Consider the following 18,136-nt stretch of genomic DNA (forward strand, 5'->3'; position numbering starts at 1 on the left):
GATCGGGTGCGTGACACCCAGTCAGCAGCACCAGCTGTAACACTCCAGCGAGATGTTCCGAAGGAAGTCGAAGATGTCCAAGGGATCGCCCATCAGTCCAGCCCTGCTGGCCGCACGGCCAGCACCGTCCGCACCCCAGGTCAGGGACGTGGTCCCCGCGGTCCAGGCCGGTGCTGTCCGCGGGCCCAACAACGTGGTGGCTCCCACGCAGATGCTCGGCTCCGCGGCGATCGTCCGGTCCCTCGAGGAACTCGGCGTGGACGACGTCTTCGGCCTCCCCGGCGGCGCGATCCTCCCCACCTACGACCCGCTCATGGCCTCCACGAAGCTGCGCCACGTCCTCGTGCGGCACGAGCAGGGAGCGGGGCACGCCGCGCAGGGCTACGCGATGGTCACCGGAAGGCCCGGGGTGTGCATCGCCACCTCCGGCCCCGGTGCCACGAACCTCGTGACCGCGATCGCCGACGCCAACATGGACTCGGTGCCCCTGGTGGCCATCACCGGGCAGGTCTCCAGCGGCGTGATCGGCTCCGACGCCTTCCAGGAGGCGGACATCGTGGGCATCACCATGCCGATCACCAAGCACTCCTACCTGGTCACGGACCCGGAGGACATCCCCCGCGTGCTCGCCGAGGCGTTCCACATCGCCACCACCGGCCGGCCGGGCCCCGTGCTGGTGGACGTGGCCAAGGACGCCCAGCAGTCCACCATGACGTTCTCCTGGCCGCCCCGCGTGGAGATCCCCGGGTACCGGCCGGTGCTCCGCGGCCACGCCAAGCAGGCGCGGGAAGCGGCGCGGCTCATCGGTGAGTCCCGGCGTCCCGTCTTCTACGTGGGCGGCGGCGTGATCAAGGCGAACGCGGCCGAGGAGCTGATGGAGCTCGCGGAACTCGTGGGCGCACCCGTGGTCACCACCCTCATGGCCCGCGGCGTGTTCCCCGACTCGCACGACCAGCACGTGGGCATGCCCGGTATGCACGGATCCGTCTCCGCCGTGACGGCGCTGCAGCAGGCGGACCTCCTGATCACCCTCGGAGCCCGCTTCGACGACCGCGTGACGGGCGTGCTCTCCAGCTTCGCCCCGCAGGCGAAGGTCATCCACGCGGACATCGACCCGGCCGAGATCTCCAAGAACCGCACGGCGGACGTGCCGATCGTGGGCTCCGTCAAGGAGATCATGCCCGAGCTGACCGCGGCCGTCACCGACGCGTTCGCGGCCAACGGCCGGCCCGACATCTCCGCCTGGTGGAAGACCATCGACCACCTGCGGAAGACCTATCCGGTGGGCTTCACCCAGCCGGAGGACGGCCTGTCCGCGCCCCAGCAGGTGATCAAGCGGATCGGGGAGCTCACCGGACCCGAGGGGGTGTTCGTCTCGGGCGTGGGGCAGCACCAGATGTGGGCCGCGCAGTTCATCAAGTACGAGCGTTCCCGTTCCTGGTTGAACTCCGGCGGCCTAGGCACCATGGGGTACTCGGTGCCCGCGGCCATGGGCGCCAAGGTGGGGGACCCGGACCGCGTGGTGTGGGCGATCGACGGCGACGGCTGCTTCCAGATGACCAACCAGGAACTCGCCACCTGCGTGATCAACAACATCCCCATCAAGGTGGCGGTGATCAACAACTCCTCGCTCGGCATGGTGCGCCAGTGGCAGACGCTCTTCTACGAGGGCCGCTACTCCAACACCGACCTCAACACCGGGCACGACACCGTCCGCGTGCCCGACTTCGTGAAGCTCGCCGACGCCTACGGCTGCGTGGGCCTGCGCTGCGAGCGGGACGAGGACATCGACGCCACCATCGAGCAGGCGCTCGCCATCAACGACCGCCCCGTGGTGATCGACTTCGTGGTCAGCCGTGACTCCATGGTGTGGCCGATGGTGCCCGCCGGGGTCAGCAACGACCTCATCCAGATCGCCCGCAACATGACCCCGACCTGGGAGCAGGAGGACTGACCATGGCACGGCACACCCTTTCCGTCCTCGTGGAGGACGTCCCCGGCGTCCTCACCCGCGTGGCGAGCCTGTTCGCCCGGCGCGCCTTCAACATCAACTCCCTCGCGGTGGGCCCCACCGAGGTGGCCGGCATGTCCCGGATCACCGTGGTGGTGGAGGCCGAGGGTGACCTGCTCGAGCAGGTCACCAAGCAGCTCAACAAGCTCATCAACGTCATCAAGATCGTGGAGCTCACCAGCGAGCAGTCGGTGCAGCGCGACCACGTGCTGATCAAGGTGCGGGCCGACGCCGCCACGCGCCTGCAGGTCACCCAGGCCGCCGATCTCTTCCGTGCCTCCGTGGTGGACGTCGCGATCGACGCCCTGATCATCGAGGCCACGGGGACCCCGGAGAAGCTCGCCGCGCTGCTCTCCGTGCTCGAGCCCTTCGGCATCCGTGAGATCGTGCAGTCGGGCACCCTCGCGATCGGTCGCGGCGCGAAGTCGATGAGCGACCGCGCGCTGCGCAGCGCCTGACCCGCGGCTCACCGAGCCGCCCGGACTTTCCCAGCACCACCCACCCCAAGGAGAAGAAGACCCGTGACCGAGATGTTCTACGACGACGACGCAGACCTTTCCATCATCCAGGGCCGTACCGTGGCCGTCATCGGCTACGGCAGCCAGGGCCACGCCCACGCCCTGAGCCTGCGTGACTCCGGCGTCGACGTGCGCGTCGGGCTGAAGGAAGGATCGGCGTCGCGCGCCAAGGCCGAGGCCGAGGGCCTCCGGGTGCTCTCCGTGGCGGAGGCCACGGCCGAGGCGGACCTGATCATGGTGCTCACCCCGGACCAGGTGCAGCGCCACGTGTACAGGGAGGACATCGCCCCGAACCTGCAGGCCGGTGACGCCCTGTTCTTCGGGCACGGCTTCAACATCCGGTACGACTACATCCAGCCGCCGGCCGATGTGGACGTGGCCCTCGTGGCGCCCAAGGGCCCCGGGCACATCGTCCGCCGCGAGTTCGAGGCGGGCCGCGGGGTCCCCGACCTGATCGCCGTCGAGCAGGACGCCTCGGGCACGGCCCGCGAGCTCGCGCTGTCCTACGCGAAGGCGATCGGCGGCACCCGCGCAGGTGTCATCGAGACCACGTTCACCGAGGAGACCGAGACCGACCTCTTCGGCGAGCAGGCCGTGCTCTGCGGTGGTGCCTCGCAGCTCGTCCAGTACGGCTTCGAGACCCTCACCGAGGCCGGGTACAAGCCCGAGGTGGCCTACTTCGAGGTGCTGCACGAGCTCAAGCTCATCGTGGACCTCATGGTGGAGGGCGGGATCGCCAAGCAGCGCTGGAGCGTCTCCGACACCGCCGAGTACGGCGACTACGTCTCCGGGCCGCGCGTGATCACCCCCGAGGTGAAGGAGAACATGAAGGCGGTGCTCGCGGACATCCAGAACGGTGCCTTCGCGAAGCGCTTCATCGACGACCAGGACGCCGGAGCGCCCGAGTTCGCCGAGCTGCGCAAGAAGGGCGAGGACCACCCCATCGAGAGCACGGGACGCGACCTGCGCAAGCTCTTCTCGTGGATCAAGACGAGCGACGACTACACCGAGGGGTCCGTGGCGCGCTAGCGCACCCCCTCCCGGCAGGGCACCTGCTCGACGCTCACCGACGAGCAGGTGTCCTGCCGGATCCGTGTCCGGCCGGTCCGCCCTGCCGCACATCACCCGCCCCGTCCGCGCCAGCACAGAAGGAAATCCCCGTGACCCCCAAGCCCGTCGTCCTCCTCGCCGAGGAACTCTCACCCGCGACCGTCGAAGCACTGGGCCCGGACTTCGAGATCCGCACCACCGACGGCGCCGACCGTTCCCAGCTCCTGGGCGCACTGGCCGACGTCGACGCCGTGCTGGTGCGCTCGGCCACGCAGCTGGACGCCGAGGCCATCGCGGCCGCCCCGAGGCTCAAGGTGATCGCGCGCGCCGGGGTGGGCCTCGACAACGTGGACATCAAGGCCGCCACCCAGGCCGGTGTCATGGTGGTCAACGCGCCGACGTCGAACGTCATCTCCGCCGCGGAACTGACCGTGGGTCACATCCTCGCCCTCGCCCGCAACATCCCCCAGGCCAGTGCCGCCCTGAAGGCGGGGGAGTGGAAGCGCTCGAAGTACGCCGGCACGGAGCTCTACGAGAAGAACGTCGGCATCATCGGACTCGGGCGCATCGGCGCGCTCGTCGCCGCGCGGCTGCAGGGCTTCGGCACGCAGATCCTCGCCTACGACCCCTACGTGACCTCGGCGCGCGCCGCCCAGCTCGGCGTCCGGCTGGTGAGCCTGGAGGAGCTGCTCCGCGAGTCCGACTTCGTGACCATCCACATGCCGAAGACCCCGGAGACCGTGGGCATGCTCGGCGCCGAGGCCTTCGAGCTCATGAAGGACACCGCGTACGTGGTCAACGTCGCCCGGGGCGGGCTCGTGGACGAGGCCGCCCTGCACACCGCCCTGGAGCAGGGGACGATCGCCGGGGCCGGCGTGGACGTCTTCGTCACCGAGCCGAGCACCGATCTCCCGTTCTTCGCGCACGACAGTGTGGTGGTGACCCCGCACCTCGGTGCCTCCACCGCCGAGGCGCAGGAGAAGGCCGGGATCTCCGTGGCGAAGTCCGTGCGCCTGGCCCTGGCCGGGGAACTGGTGCCCGACGCCGTGAACGTGGCCGGCGGCGTGATCGACCCCGCGGTGCGCCCCGGCATCCCGCTGATGGAGAAGCTGGGACGCATCTTCACCGCACTGACCCACGACTCCCTCACGCAGATCGACATCGAGGTGGCGGGGGAGATCGCGGCCCTCGACGTCAAGGCGCTGGAGCTCGCCGCACTGAAGGGCGTGTTCACCGACGTCGTCTCGGAGCAGGTCTCCTACGTCAACGCCCCCGTGCTCGCCGAGCAGCGCGGTGTGACCTCCCGCCTGGTGACCACCCCGGAGTCGGAGGAGTACCGGAACGTCCTGCGCCTGCGCGGTGCGCTCTCCGACGGCAGCCAGATCTCCGTGGCCGGTACCCTCACCGGCCCCAAGCAGGTGGAGAAGCTCGTGGGCGTCAACGGCTACGAGCTGGAGATCCCGATCAGCGACCACCTCCTGGTGCTGCTCTACGCCGACCGCCCCGGGGTGATCGGCGCGCTCGGGCGCCTCCTGGGGGAGCGCGGCATCAACATCGCCGGGATGCAGGTGGCCCGGAACAAGGAGGGCGGCCAGGCGCTGTCCCTGCTCACCGTGGACAGCTCGGTGCCGCAGGACGTGCTGGACGCCATCCGCGAGGAGATCGGTGCCACCGTGGCGCGGGAAGTGGATCTGCAGGACTGACCCGCACCGCGAAGGAGGAACCGTATGACCACGCACCAGCTGCCCATCGCACCCGGGACCGCCGTCCAGGTGCTCTCCCGGGACACCCCCGCCGTGCTCACCGTGGAGCCGGGCGACACCGTGGTGGTCGGATCGCTGGACGCCTGGGGGCACCTCGAGCGGCAGGCCGCACCCGGAGCGGTGACGCCCTACCGCTTCGAGGACCGGCGCGGGCACGCCCTGACCGGCCCCGTCGAGGTGGCGGGCGCCGTTCCCGGGGACGTCCTCGCGGTCCGCTTCGACGCCCTGGAACCCGCCGACTGGGGCTGGACCGCCGCCGGCCGCAGGGACGACGCGTTCACCCGCAGCCTCGGGCTCGAGGGCACCGGCCCGGCCTGGCTGCTGTGGGACCTGGACCGCGACGCCCGCACCGGCACCAACCAGTACGGGCACACCGTGGACCTCGCACCGTTCCTCGGTGTGGTGGGACTCCCGCCCGCCGAGGCGGGGGAGTTCTCCACCACGCCTCCGCGGGCCGGGGGCGGCGGCAACATCGACTGCAGGGAACTGGTCGCGGGCTCCACCCTCTTCCTGCCCGTCACCGTCCCGGGAGCCCTGCTGCACCTCGGGGACGGCCACGCGGCCCAGGGCGACGGCGAGGTGGGCGGTACGGCGATCGAGTGCTCGATGACCTCCACGGTCACCCTCGACCTCGTCCGGGACGCCCCGCTGGGCAGCATCCACGCCGTCACCCCGACCTCGCGCATCACCTTCGGCTTCTCCGCCGACCTCAACGTGGCCACCGCCGAGGCCCTCGGGGCCATGCTGACCTGGCTCCAGGAGCTGTACTCGCTGGAGCGGAAGGCCGCGCTGGGGCTCGCCAGCGCCGTCGTCGACCTCCGGGTCACCCAGATCGCCAACCAGACCTGGGGAGTCCACGCCGTCCTCGGTCTCGACGCCGTCCGGAGCGGATGACGCCCCTGCTTGGGCAAATCACCGGGCACCGGGGTAATTTCGTAGGGTGACCCCTCCAGCCGACGTGCGCCCCCCGTTCTACCTCACCACCGCCATCTCCTACCCGAACGGTGTCCCGCACATCGGCCACGCGTACGAGACGATCGCCGCCGACGCCCTGGCGCGTTTCAAGCGCCTCGACGGTTTCGACGTGATGTACCTGACCGGGACGGACGAGCACGGACTGAAGATGCAGCAGGCGGCGGACCGCGAGGGCATCCCCGTGCGCGAGCTCGCCACGCGCAACGCGCTCGCCTTCCGCGACATGAACGACGTCGTCGGCACCTCCTACGACCGCTTCATCCGCACCACGGACGAGGACCACTACGCGGCCGCGACCGAGATCTGGAGGCGGATGGAGGCCAACGGGGACATCTACCTGGACACGTACGCCGGGTGGTACTCGGTGCGTGACGAGGCCTTCTGGGCGGAGGACGAGACCGAGGTGCGCGAGGACGGCGTGCGCTACGCCAGGGAGACCGACACCGAGGTGACCTGGACGGAGGAGGAGAGCTACTTCTTCCGGCTCTCCGCCTACCAGCAGCGGCTCCTGGACCTCTACGAGCAGCAGCCCGGGTTCGGCGCCCCGCAGTCGCGCTTCAACGAGGTCATCTCGTTCGTGCGCCGCGGCCTCGAGGACCTGTCCATCAGCCGCACCACCTTCGACTGGGGCGTCCCGGTGCCGGGCGACGAGCGTCACGTCATGTACGTGTGGGTGGACGCCCTTACCAACTACCTCACCGGTGTGGGGTTCCCGGACACGGACTCCGAGGCCTTCCGGACGTTCTGGCCCGCCGACGTGCACATCATCGGCAAGGACATCTCACGCTTCCACGCCATCTACTGGCCGGCGTTCCTCATGTCCGCCGGCCTCGAGGTGCCGCGGCGCGTGATGATCCACGGCTTCCTGCACAACCGCGGCGTCAAGATGTCCAAGTCCCTGGGCAACACGGTGGCACCCGCGGACTGGGTGGAGCAGTACGGGCTCGACCAGGTGCGCTACTTCCTCCTCCGCGAGGTGCCGTTCGGCGCCGACGGCTCCTACAGCCACGAGGCGCTGGTGGGCCGCATGAACGCGGATCTCGCCAACAACTTCGGGAACCTCGCCCAGCGCTCGCTGTCCATGGTGGCCAAGAACTGCGGTGGCGCGGTCCCGGAACCCGCGGAGCTGCTGCCCGTGGACCGGGAGCTGCTGGGGCGGGCGGACGCGCTGCCGGACACCGCGCGGTCGGCGTTCGACCGCCAGGAGTTCTCCCGGGCGCTGGAAGCAGTGTGGGGCGTGCTCGGCGACACCAACGCGTACTTCGCCGACCAGCAGCCGTGGGTGCTGCGGAAGACCGATCCCGAGCGCATGGCCACGGTGCTGTACGTGACGCTGGAGGTGCTCCGCGTGGTGGCGATCCTCGCGCAACCGGTGCTGCCGGGCAGCGCGGGGAGGATCCTCACCGCACTCGGGCAGGGCGCCGGCGACGACGACGTCCGGCGTCGCTTCGCCGCGCTGGACACGCGGATCGAGCCGGGCACACCCCTGCCTGGGCCGACGCCGGTGTTCCCCAAGTACGAGGAGCCCGCTGAGAACTGAGACCCACCGGCTCGATGCTGCAGGTCAGGCCCGGAGGAAGCGGCCGGAGGCGGTCTCCGTCATCACCCGGGCCACGGTCTGCTGCTGTTCCCGGGAGGACGCGAGGAGCTGTTCGATGACCGAGTGGTTCAGGACCGGTTCCCCGGCCACCGCCGTGCTGTGCAGGGAGAGGGCGTGCAGGGTGGCCCACATGCCCTCCTTGACCTTGAGGAGGGACTGCAGGGCCTCGAGCTCGAGCTGGGCGCCGGCGGTGGCCTGACGCCGCCCCGGGTTGAGCGGGTTCCACTCCGAGACCATCGTCAGCAGCCGGGCCACCGTCATCTTCACGACGTTGGGTCGGTGCCCCAGGGCGCGGATCATGCGCTTGAGGTACTCGCGTTCCTCGTGGATGTCCTGCCGCAGCCGTTCGAACACCGGCTCGAACGGCGTCCCGGCCCAGGATCTCGCGGCGGCGTCGAACAGGCGGACACCGTTGGTGGCACCCATGAGGTGCAGGTCCAGGTAGGGCAGAACGGTGTCCAGGTCGAGCTGACTCAGCGCGATGCCGTTCTCGGCGTGCTGCATGGAGGGTTCCTTCCAGGAGGTGACGGGCTTGTCAGCCTACGTGAGCGTGATCGAGCAACGGTAGCGCGATGGCCACGGACGTCCCGGTACCCAGGGTGGAATCGATGGTGATGCTGCCGTGGTGCGCCTCGATCGTCCGCTTCGCGACGGACAGGCCCACGCCGGCGCCGGGCAGCGCACGATCGGCGTTCGACGCCCGGTGGAAGGAGTCGAACAGGTGGGGGAGGTCCTCGGCGGGGATGCCGATCCCCGTGTCCCGCACCTCCACGACGGCGCGCCCGTCCCCCGGTCCCAGGTGCAGCCCCACGAAGACCCGGCCGCGCTCCTGCGTGAACTTGATGGCGTTGGACAGCACCACCCCCAGGGCCGTGGCGAGCTGGGCCCGGTGGCCGGAGACGGTGACGGCGTGGTCGGGCAGCTCGCGGTCGAGGCCGATCCCGCCGGCGGAGGCCTCCAGCACGGCCCGGCCCGTGACCTCCGAGATCAGGTGCACGAGATCCACCGGGCCGTGGTCGGAGGGATCGGGCTCCTCGGAGGACAGCGCGGAGATGTTCTCGATCAGCTCGCTCAGCCTGGCCGTGTTGCGTTCCACGGCCTGTAGCATGGTGCTCGCGGCGGGTGGCAGCTCACCACCGAGTCCGTCGTTGATCATCTCGATGTAGCCGGTGATCGATGCCAGCGGCGTGCGCAGCTGGTGGTTGACCGTGCCCACGAAGTCGCTCTTCGCCACGTTGAGGGCGCGCAGTCTCCGCACCGCCTCGTGCTGCCGGGAGATCAGCTGCGCCTGGATCAGGCCGTGGGCGAGGTTGCCGAGCACGTGCTGGGTCAGGCCGTTCATGGCACCGGACCACCCGAGGTCCCCGGCATCGCCGACGATCCACAGGAGGCCGAACGGCGTGTCCCCCTCCCCGAGCGCGGCCACCACCCCGCCGACGCCCCAGTCCTCCCCGGCGCCGGTCCTCAGCCCTTCCGGCACCGGTGTCCGAGCCGTCGCGGTCCCGGGGCTGTCCCCACCGAAATCCGCGGTGGAGGACTGCTTCCACAGGGTGAGGGCGAGCGCGAGGGCGGCGTCCTGGTCCAGCGGGGCGCCGGGCGTCGCACCACGCGATGCCGCCTCCTTCGTCCAGCTGCTGCTGCGGGCGGCCACGCGGTCGTCCTCGAAGACCTGGAGTGCGAGGTGGTCCGCCCCGAGCGCGGCCCCGAGGTCCGGAAGGAACTGGTCGACCATGACGTCCGGATCGTTGGTGGACCGTACGCGGGCCGAGATGCGCCGCATGTGCTCCCGGAGACGGGCGGTGGACTCGCGGTGCTCCTGGCGTTCCCGACGGCGGGAGATCAGGGTGCGGGTCCGCTGCAGGAGCTCGGTGGGCCGCACCGGGCGGAAGAGGATGTCCGAGACGTACGGCTCCAGCCGGGCCGGGACCGTGCCGTCCGCCGGGAGTAGGAGGATCACGGGTAGGGCCCGGAGCCAGGGGTGCTCGGAGACGATCCCCGTGAGGGAGCCCGCGTACTCCAGTGCCATGTCCAGGTCCACGAGGAGCACGTGCGGTCTCACACGGAGGATCCGCTCGAGGAGCAGCTCCACGGAGGTGACGGCGTCCGCGGCGAGTCCACCGGAGGTGAGGACGGCGGCAAGCGCCCTGCAGTCCCCGTCCGACGGCGAGGCGACCACCGCCACGTCCCCACCGCTTCCCGGCGCTGCTTCCTGCTGCACCACGGCGCCCTCCCGATCTCCCGCTGCACTGCTCCCCAATATAGGCGGTCGACGCCGGTGCGGGACCGACGGCACGACCCGCCGTCGTCAGTCCGTGGCCAGCCCCGCCCCGGGGGGGGGCCGCGCCGCGCGCCCGGCAGGCAGCACCGAGGCGAGCAGTCCCGCCACCACGGCCACCGCGAGCACCAACCCGAGCTGACCGAACGGCACCGCCGGTACCACGGCCGTGACCCCGCCCAGCGCCGATCGCGCCCCCGCCCCCCCGTAGACGGCACCCAGCAGGGAGCCGAGCAGGGCTGCCACACCGGCGATCAGCACGGCCTCGACCGCGAGCATGCCGCGCAGCTGGCCCCGGGTCAGCCCCAGGGCCCGCAGCAGCGAGTTCTCGCGCCGCCGTTCCAGGACGGAGAGGGAGAGCGTGTTCGCCACCCCGATCAGGGCGATCAGCACGGCCACGGCCAGCAGTGCGGTGACGATCAGCAGCATCACGTCGATGATCTGGTTGTAGGCCGCGCGTTCGGTGGCGGCACCCTGCACCTGGTACTGCTCGAGTCCGGTGGCGGCCACGATCCGGGACTGCACGCCGGTGACGGCGTCGGCGTCCAGCCCGTCGTCGAGCCTGAGCCACACCGTGGTCCCCAGGTACGCGTCGAGGGTGGTGGCCGCCACGCCCTCCAGCGCTCCGGCGGCCACGGACTCCTCCCCGCCGTACGCCTCCAGGGCATCCGGGGCGGCACCGAGCCGCTCCGCCGTGGCGGTGGAGACCAGGGGCACGAAGAAGACGGAATCGGTAGCCGTGACCGGCAGGGTCACCGGCCCGTCCCGCGTGTCGAGGGTGACCTCCCGCTGCTCCCAGGACTGCGGGGCGAGCACCATGTCGTCGGTCAGGGCGGCGTCCTCGGCCCGGAGGACACCGGCGAGCTCCTGCGGATCCACGGAGTAGACCGGCTGCGCCCCGCCGTCCTCGTCCGTGAGGAGGGCGGGCGTCAGCTCGACGGCGCTCTCGACGCCGTCCACCCGGAGCAGGGCGGACACGCCCGCGACGTCGTCGGGCCCGGTTCCTGCCGATCCGGGGACCTCGGCGCCCAGCGCTGCGACCTGCAGGTCCACGGCGTAGTTCTCGTCCAGCTCGGCGTCGAAGGTGGTGCGGGCGGTCGCCGCACCCACCATCATCATGGTCACGAGGGTGACACCCACCATGAGGGCGGCCGAGGACGACGTCGTGCGGGCCGGGTTGCGCACGGCGTTGACCGAGGCGAGGACGCCGGGCACCCCGAGCGGGCGGGCGATCCGGCCCACCAGGGCCACGCTCGCCGGGACGAAGAACGGGGCCAGGAGCACGACGCCGAGGAAGGACAGGACGCCGCCGGCCACCCCCGGGAGGAGGGAGGCGCCGAGCGCCCCGGACCGCAGCAGGCCGGTACCCGCCAGCAGCGCGATGAGCCCGGGGACCAGCCGGAGGAGCCCGCTCCTGCCCCGTCCCGGCACCGGATCGCTCGGCCGCAGGGCGGCGAGCGGCGCCACCCGGGTGGCGGCACGCGCCGGGACGAGGGCCGCCAGCACGGTCATCAGGACGCCCACCAGCACCCCGACGAGGATCGCGGACGGGGGTACCGAGAGCACGGCGAACGAACCGAGCTCGGTCCGCTGGGCGATCATCACGAGCACCGCCATCACCCCGGGGGCGAGGAGGACGCCGAGGACGGCGGACACGAGTCCGACGATCGCCGCCTCCACGAGCACCGACGCCCGGATCTGCCGACGTTCGGCACCGATGCAGCGCAGCAGGGCGAGCTCACGTGTGCGCTGGGCCACGAGCACGGAGAACGTGTCCGAGAGGACGAGGCCGGCCACCAGCGCCGCCCCCACCGCGAAGGCCAGCAGGATCCCGGTGAGCACGTCGGTGCCCGAGGAGAGGGCGGCGACGTCCACGACCGTCTGCTCGGCGGGGGTGCGCACGGTCACCTCCCCTCCGGTGGGGGACTCGACGGTGGACACGATCTCCCCGATGGCCGCGCGCACCGCATCCGCATCGGCACCCGGTGCGAGGTGCACCTGGACGTTGGCGGGGTAGGCCTCACCGCCGGTCGTCTCGCGCAGCACCGCGGGCGAGGCGAGGACCTGCACGGTCCCGGCGACCGTGGGGTCGGAGCTCGGTGCGAGGAGACCGGTCACGGTGAGCGCTTCGCCCAGCGGGGGGGACCCGCCGGCGCTGTCGACCGCCACGGTGTCCCCGACGGAGACGTCGAGGCGGTCCGCGGAGGCGACGTCGAGTGCCACCTCGTCCGGCATCGACGGGTAGGAACCCTCGATCACGTCGGCGGTCTCCAGGGAGGCGGGAGCCGTCGCGGGCAGCACCGCGCTGGCGGGCCCCGCGCCGGTGACCACCGCGTGTACCCCCGTTCGAACCCGTGGACGGACCCCCCCCCTTCCCCCCCCCCGAGGTCGCCCCCCACCCCCGGGGGCACCCAGCCGTACTGGTTCGTCACCACGAGATCGGCGGCGGCGGAGGAGGCCCCGACACTGCGGGTGAGGCTCGCGGTGGTGGTCGAGCCGGCCATGAGGGGCGCCGAGAGGAAGGACACGCCGAGGATCACGGCGAGTCCCACGGCGACGAACCGGCGGGCGTTGGTGCGCACCTGGGCGAGAGCCACCTGCAGCACGTCACGCCCCCAGCTTCGCGAGGGCACCGAGGATCTCCTCCGGCGTGGACCGCTCGAGCTCGCCCACGAGGGAACCGTCCTCCATGAGGAGCACCCGGTCCGCGTAGGAGGCCGCCACGGGGTCGTGGGTGACCATGATGATGCTCTGCCCCATCTCCCGGCTGCTTCTGCGCAGCAGGGAGAGCACCTCCGCCCCGGTGGCGGAGTCGAGGTTGCCGGTGGGCTCGTCACCGAAGATCACGTCCGGTCGGGTCAGCAGCGCCCGCGCGACGGCGACCCGCTGCTGCTGCCCGCCGGAGAGTTCGTGGGGGCGGTGCGAGAGCCGGTCGGTCAACCCCAGCGAGGCGGTGACCTGCTGCAGCCATGTCCGGTCCACCGTGCCGCCGGCGAGCGCCACGGGCAGCGTGATGTTCTGCTCGGCGGTGAGGGTGGGCACGAGGTTGAAGGCCTGGAAGACGAACCCCACCCGCTCGCGCCGCAACCGGGTCAGCTCGGCGTCGGGCAGGGAGGTGATCTCGGTGCCGCCCAGCCAGAGCCGCCCGGAGTCGATGCCGTCCAGGCCGGCGAGGCAGTGCATCAGGGTGGACTTCCCAGAGCCGGAGGGCCCCATGATGGCGGTGAAGCGCTCGCGGTCCACCTCGACGCTCACGTTCCGGAGGGCCTGCACGGTGGTCTCGCCCCGTCCGTAGCTCTTGGAGACGGCGTGCGCGGCGACGGCTCCCGAGGGGGCCGGAGGCGATGGCGGGGACCCGGCGGAGGGGCCCGGGAGATTCGTGGAGGTGGTCATGGGCCCACGGGAGGGATCGGGGCGGGGCCACCGGGTCGGAGGGGGGGCCCGTCCTGCCCGGGGATCTCTCATACCCCGGGATGAGCCGGGCCCTGCGTCGTCAGGGGCGGACCACGCCCGTGGCATAGGCGAGCACCACGGCCTGGACGCGGTCGCGGGCCTCCAGCTTCGCGAGGATGTGGCCCACGTGGGTCTTCACCGTGGCCTCCGAGAGGAACAACCGTCCCGCGATCTCCGGGTTGGACAGGCCCTGGGCGATCAGCTCGAAGACCTCCCGCTCACGGGCGGTCAGGCGGGCGACGGCGGCAGCCGCCGCATCCTGCGCGGCCGAGGGGCTGCGCAGGAGCGGCGCCACGTGGTCGAGGAGCCGGCGCGTGGTGGACGGGGCGATCACCGCGTCGCCGCGGTGCACGGTGCGGATGGCCTCGAGCAGCTCCTCCGGCGGCGCGTCCTTGAGCAGGAACCCGCTGGCACCGGCGTTGATCGCGGACAGCGCGTACTCGTCGAGGTCGAAGGTGGTCAGCACCACGATCCTCGGCGCGGGCCCGCCGCTCCCCGCGGCGCCGTGGTGCGCCAGGATCCGGCGCGTGGCCTCGATGCCGTCCATGCGGGGCATTCGCACGTCCATCATGACGACGTCGGCGGACGTCCTCGCGAGCGCCCGCACCGCCTCGTCGCCGCGGACGCCTCGGCGACCACCGCGAGGTCCGGTTGCCTGCTGACGAGCATCGCGAAACCGCTGCGCACCAGGGGCTGGTCGTCGACGATGACCACCCGGCCGGGCCGCACTGGTTCGTGCGGGTCCGCCGTGGCCCGTCCCGTCCTCGCTGCGGGGTCGATGTCCATGGATCCTCTTCTCCTCGGTGGTGTGCTGTGGGACCCGGTCGCGGATACGAGCAGGACCGGGTGGTGCTAGGCCTCCGTGTAGGGGATGAACGCCTCCCCCCGGTACCCGCCCCCGGCCCGCGGCGCCGCCCGGACCGTGCCGTCGTAGAGTCGCACGCGCTCCGTCATCCCCGCGACACCCTGCCCCGCCCCCCTGGTGCCGGGGTCGGGGGAGGCGCCGCGGCCGTCGTCGTCGACCGTGATGGTCAGTCCGCGCGCGCCGTGGTCCAGGGTGACCTCGGTGGTGCTGTACGCCCCGGCGTGCTTGAGCACGTTGGTCAGCGACTCCTGGATCACGCGGTACGCGGTCAGCTCCGCACCGAGCGGCAGCCGGCGCCTGGGTGCACCGATGCGCCGACAGGCGATCCGGACACCGGAGCGCCGGACGGACTGGATGAGCGCGTCGACGTCGTCGAGCGTGGGAAGCGGGCGCGTGGAGACGGTCTCGTCGCCGCGCAGCACCCCGAGCAGGCGCCTCATCTCCCGCAGCGAACCGCGGCCCGTGTCGGCGATCGTGCCCAGCGTCCGGACCGCGAGCTCGGGGGACCGGGCGCTCGCGTACCGCGCGCCGTCGGCCTGGGTGATGATCACCGAGAGGGAGTGCGCCACGATGTCGTGCATCTCGCGCGCGATGTGGCTGCGTTCGTCCGCCGCCGCGAGGTCGCGTTCCTGCTGCCGCTCGATCTCGAGGCGCCGGGCGCGATCCTCGAGCGCCTGCAGGGTCCTCCGCCGTGATCGGGCCAGGTCCCCGAGCGTCCAGGCGAGGAGAACCACCGACTCGACGAGGAACAGCAGGACGAGGAACAGGGGGACCCGCTCCAGCACGGACCCACCGGTGGTCACGCCCACGGGGTCCCCGAAACGGGCCAGCCCGGCAGCCAGGCCGACGGCGGCCAGCGCCAGACCCGTCACGCTCGCCCACCGGGGTCCGTAGGCAGCCAGGGTGTAGACGGTGATCAGGACGACGAACTGGGTGGGTACCGGCGCCACCCCCAGCACCAGCTGTCCCATGCACATCGTCGCGACGGCGGCCGCGGAGAGCACCACGTGGGACCGGCGCCAGATCAGCGGGACGACGAGGACGGCGGACCGGAGCGCGATCCGGAGGCCGTCCGGATCGCGGTCGACGGCGGAGACCAGCACCAGGGGCAGCAGGATCACCAGCACCAGCGCCGTGTCGATCGCCCGCGGGTGCGTACGCACCCAGCGCGCGATCCGATGATGGAGGTCCATGAGCCCCCACTCTAGGACTCGGAGCGCGGCGGCGGCGTCCTACCAGGGGCTGACCCGTCTCACCCTGCGGACCGATTGTGAGCGCTCCCGGCACTTTCTTACGCTGGAGCCATGACTGCTGCCCCGCACCGCATCGATCTCGCCGTCATCCCCGGGGACGGGATCGGCCCCGAGGTCACCGCCGAGGCGGTCAAGGTGCTGCACGCCGTGGTGGGCGACGACGTCGAGCTCGCCCTCACGGAGTACCGGCTCGGGGCCGAGCACTGGCTCGCCACGGGGGAGACGCTGCCGGATGCAACCCTCGCCGAGCTGCGGCGCCACGACGCCATCCTCTTCGGGGCGGTCGGCGCGGCGCCCGGGGACACCCGGATCCCCTCGGGCCTGATCGAGCGCGAGTTCCTGCTCAAGCTGCGCTTCTCCCTCGACCACTTCGTGAACCTGCGCCCCTCCAAGCTGTACCCGGGGGTACCGAGCCCCCTCGGGGCCCCGGGTGAGATCGACTTCGTGGTGGTCCGCGAGGGGACCGAGGGGCCCTACACGGGCAACGGCGGCACGCTGCGGGGCGGCACGCCTCAGGAGGTGGCCACGGAGGTGTCCCTCAACACCGCCTACGGGGTGGAGCGCGTGGTCCGCGACGCCTTTGCCCGTGCCGCCGCCCGCAGCCGGAAGAAGCTGACCCTGGTCCACAAGCACAACGTGCTCGTCCATGCGGGGCACCTGTGGAAGCGCACGGTCGAGACCGTCGCCGCGGAGTTCCCCGAGGTCACCCACGACTACCTGCACGTCGACGCCGCGATGATCTTCCTCGTCACCGACCCCTCACGCTTCGACGTGATCGTGACGGACAACCTCTTCGGGGACATCGTCACCGATCTCGCCGCGGCCGTGTCCGGCGGGATCGGCCTGGCGGCCTCCGCCAATCTCAACATGGAGCGGACGGCGCCCTCGATGTTCGAGCCCGTGCACGGCTCAGCACCGGACATCGCCGGGCAGCAGATCGCCGATCCCACGGCCGCGATCCTCTCCGCGGCGCTCCTCCTACGCCACCTGGGTCATGACCGGCACGCACAGCGGATCGAGCAGGCGGTGGAGGCGGACATCGCCGCGCGCACCGGGGCCCGGTCCACCGCCGCCGTCGGCGATGCCATCGCCGCCGCCGTGTCCTAAGGTGGTTACACATCGCTAACCCAGTGCCGGCGCACTGACCACCGACGGGCCGCGGCGGCTCTGCTGCAGTCCGTTCCAGCACGGAGGAACCATGACACCCACCGACCCGAGTTTCACGCAGCAGCTGACCACGCGGCCGACGCCGGTCGCGGAGCGCCAGGCCATGCTGGCGAACCCGGGGTTCGGTAATTTCTTCACCGACCACACCGCGATCGTGGACTTCCGTGCTGACGAGTCCGGCGAGGGTGGTTGGTATGGCGCGCGGCTGGAACCGTACGGTCCGATCGCCTTGGACCCGGCGGCCGCCGTCCTGCACTACGGTCAGGAGATCTTCGAGGGCATGAAGGCGTACCGCCATGCCGACGGATCGGTGTGGACGTTCCGCGCCGACGCCAACGCGGCCCGGCTCAACCGGTCCGCGGTCCGCCTCGCGCTGCCGCAGCTCCCGGAGGAGCTGTTCCTGGAGTCCCTGCGCCAGCTGGTCGGCGTCGACGTCGACTGGATCCCCTCCGGTGACGGCGAGAGCCTGTACCTGCGCCCCTTCATGATCGCCACCGAGGCCTTCCTCGGCGTCCGCCCCGCGCGCGAGGTCTCCTACCGGGTGATCGCCTCGCCCGCCGGGAACTACTTCGGCGGTGAGGTGCGCCCGGTGGACATCTGGGTGTCCCGGAACTACGCGCGCGCAGGTCGCGGCGGTACCGGTGCGGCGAAGGCCGGGGGGAACTACGCCTCCTCGCTGGCGGCCCAGCTCGAGGCGGAGGCCCACGGGTGCAAGCAGGTCCTGTTCCTGGACCAGGCCAATGACAACGCGGTGGAGGAACTCGGCGGGATGAACGTGTTCTTCGTGTTCCGCGACGGCTCCCTGGTCACCCCGGCGCTCTCCGGGACGATCCTCGAGGGTGTCACGCGCTCCTCGATCATCCAGTTGGGCCGGGATCGCGGGCTCACCGTGACCGAGCGGACGATCACGCTCGAGGAGTGGCGCGGGGGTGTGGCCTCCGGGGAGATCACCGAGGTGTTCGCGTGCGGCACGGCCGCGGTGATCACCCCGATCGGCCGGCTGCGCGACGGCGACGAGTTCATCGGTGCCCCGGACTCCGCCGCGGGGGAGGTCACGATGTCCATCCGCACCGAGCTGCTGGGGATCCAGACCGGCGTCGTGGAGGACACCCACGGCTGGCTCACCCGCCTGGTCTGACCCCGAGCGATCCCCCGACCGCAGTCCCTCGGGCGGGGCGCCAGGGCGTACGGGCCCGAGCGCCCCGG

General features: G+C 71.6%; 14 protein-coding genes and 1 pseudogene. 8 read left to right on the top strand and 7 right to left on the bottom strand.

Annotated features, from left to right (window positions below; genetic code table 11):
* Positions 1-73 precede the first annotated feature (73 nt).
* The 6 genes from AC792_RS07530 to metG all read left to right on the top strand — a co-directional run bounded on the left by AC792_RS07530 (position 74) and on the right by metG (position 7,857).
* Positions 74-1,954: an acetolactate synthase large subunit gene (locus AC792_RS07530; protein WP_049829936.1), complete on the top strand. Its 1,881-nt coding sequence runs from the start codon at positions 74-76 to the stop codon at positions 1,952-1,954.
* Positions 1,955-1,956: 2 nt separating this feature from the next.
* Positions 1,957-2,469, top strand: coding sequence for an acetolactate synthase small subunit (ilvN, locus tag AC792_RS07535; RefSeq protein ID WP_049829937.1), 513 nt, complete (start codon positions 1,957-1,959; stop codon positions 2,467-2,469).
* A 63-nt stretch (positions 2,470-2,532) separates the two neighbouring features.
* Entirely contained in the window at positions 2,533-3,558 is a 1,026-nt protein-coding gene (gene ilvC / locus AC792_RS07540; RefSeq protein WP_049829938.1) for a ketol-acid reductoisomerase, read from the top strand.
* A 131-nt stretch (positions 3,559-3,689) separates the two neighbouring features.
* Positions 3,690-5,282 carry a phosphoglycerate dehydrogenase gene (serA, locus tag AC792_RS07545; protein WP_049829939.1) on the top strand — a complete coding sequence of 531 codons (1,593 nt, stop codon included), beginning with the start codon at positions 3,690-3,692 and terminating at the stop codon, positions 5,280-5,282.
* Between the two features lie 24 nt (positions 5,283-5,306).
* Positions 5,307-6,236, top strand: a complete 930-nt coding sequence (locus AC792_RS07550; RefSeq protein ID WP_049829940.1) for an acetamidase/formamidase family protein — start codon at positions 5,307-5,309, stop codon at positions 6,234-6,236.
* 46 nt (positions 6,237-6,282) lie between these two features.
* Positions 6,283-7,857, top strand: a complete 1,575-nt coding sequence (gene metG / locus AC792_RS07555) for a methionine--tRNA ligase (protein ID WP_049829941.1) — start codon at positions 6,283-6,285, stop codon at positions 7,855-7,857.
* 24 nt (positions 7,858-7,881) lie between these two features.
* Here metG and AC792_RS07560 read toward each other — a convergent pair whose 3' ends face one another.
* The 7 genes and pseudogenes from AC792_RS07560 to AC792_RS07590 form a co-directional block, all read right to left on the bottom strand.
* Positions 7,882-8,421 (bottom strand): hypothetical protein, encoded by a 540-nt coding sequence (locus tag AC792_RS07560; protein ID WP_049829942.1) that lies wholly within the window; start codon positions 8,419-8,421, stop codon positions 7,882-7,884.
* A 31-nt stretch (positions 8,422-8,452) separates the two neighbouring features.
* Positions 8,453-10,138 carry a sensor histidine kinase gene (locus tag AC792_RS07565; protein WP_152916086.1) on the bottom strand — a complete coding sequence of 562 codons (1,686 nt, stop codon included), beginning with the start codon at positions 10,136-10,138 and terminating at the stop codon, positions 8,453-8,455.
* Positions 10,139-10,222: 84 nt separating this feature from the next.
* A complete protein-coding gene (locus AC792_RS07570) occupies positions 10,223-12,523 on the bottom strand; it encodes an ABC transporter permease (protein ID WP_049829944.1) in 2,301 nt (766 codons plus the stop codon).
* Positions 12,448-12,825, bottom strand: a complete 378-nt coding sequence (locus tag AC792_RS17735) for a hypothetical protein (RefSeq protein WP_049829945.1) — start codon at positions 12,823-12,825, stop codon at positions 12,448-12,450. Before AC792_RS17735 ends, AC792_RS07570 begins: the two co-directional genes overlap by 76 nt.
* A complete protein-coding gene (locus AC792_RS07580) occupies positions 12,800-13,585 on the bottom strand; it encodes an ABC transporter ATP-binding protein (protein ID WP_049829946.1) in 786 nt (261 codons plus the stop codon). The genes AC792_RS17735 and AC792_RS07580 overlap by 26 nt, the downstream gene beginning before the upstream one ends.
* Before the next feature lie 100 nt (positions 13,586-13,685).
* Positions 13,686-14,314 (bottom strand): annotated as a pseudogene (locus AC792_RS07585) (LuxR C-terminal-related transcriptional regulator).
* A 183-nt stretch (positions 14,315-14,497) separates the two neighbouring features.
* Positions 14,498-15,703, bottom strand: coding sequence for a sensor histidine kinase (locus AC792_RS07590; RefSeq protein ID WP_049829947.1), 1,206 nt, complete (start codon positions 15,701-15,703; stop codon positions 14,498-14,500).
* Between the two features lie 111 nt (positions 15,704-15,814).
* Between AC792_RS07590 and AC792_RS07595 the strand changes: the two genes are divergently transcribed.
* Together AC792_RS07595 and AC792_RS07600 are read left to right on the top strand one after the other, a co-directional pair.
* Positions 15,815-16,870 (top strand): 3-isopropylmalate dehydrogenase, encoded by a 1,056-nt coding sequence (locus tag AC792_RS07595; RefSeq protein WP_049829948.1) that lies wholly within the window; start codon positions 15,815-15,817, stop codon positions 16,868-16,870.
* Between the two features lie 91 nt (positions 16,871-16,961).
* Positions 16,962-18,068 (top strand): branched-chain amino acid aminotransferase, encoded by a 1,107-nt coding sequence (locus tag AC792_RS07600; RefSeq protein WP_049829949.1) that lies wholly within the window; start codon positions 16,962-16,964, stop codon positions 18,066-18,068.
* The last annotated feature ends 68 nt before the right edge of the window (positions 18,069-18,136 follow it).

Source organism: Arthrobacter sp. RIT-PI-e (assembly GCF_001187915.1).
Taxonomy (GTDB): domain Bacteria; phylum Actinomycetota; class Actinomycetes; order Actinomycetales; family Micrococcaceae; genus Arthrobacter_D.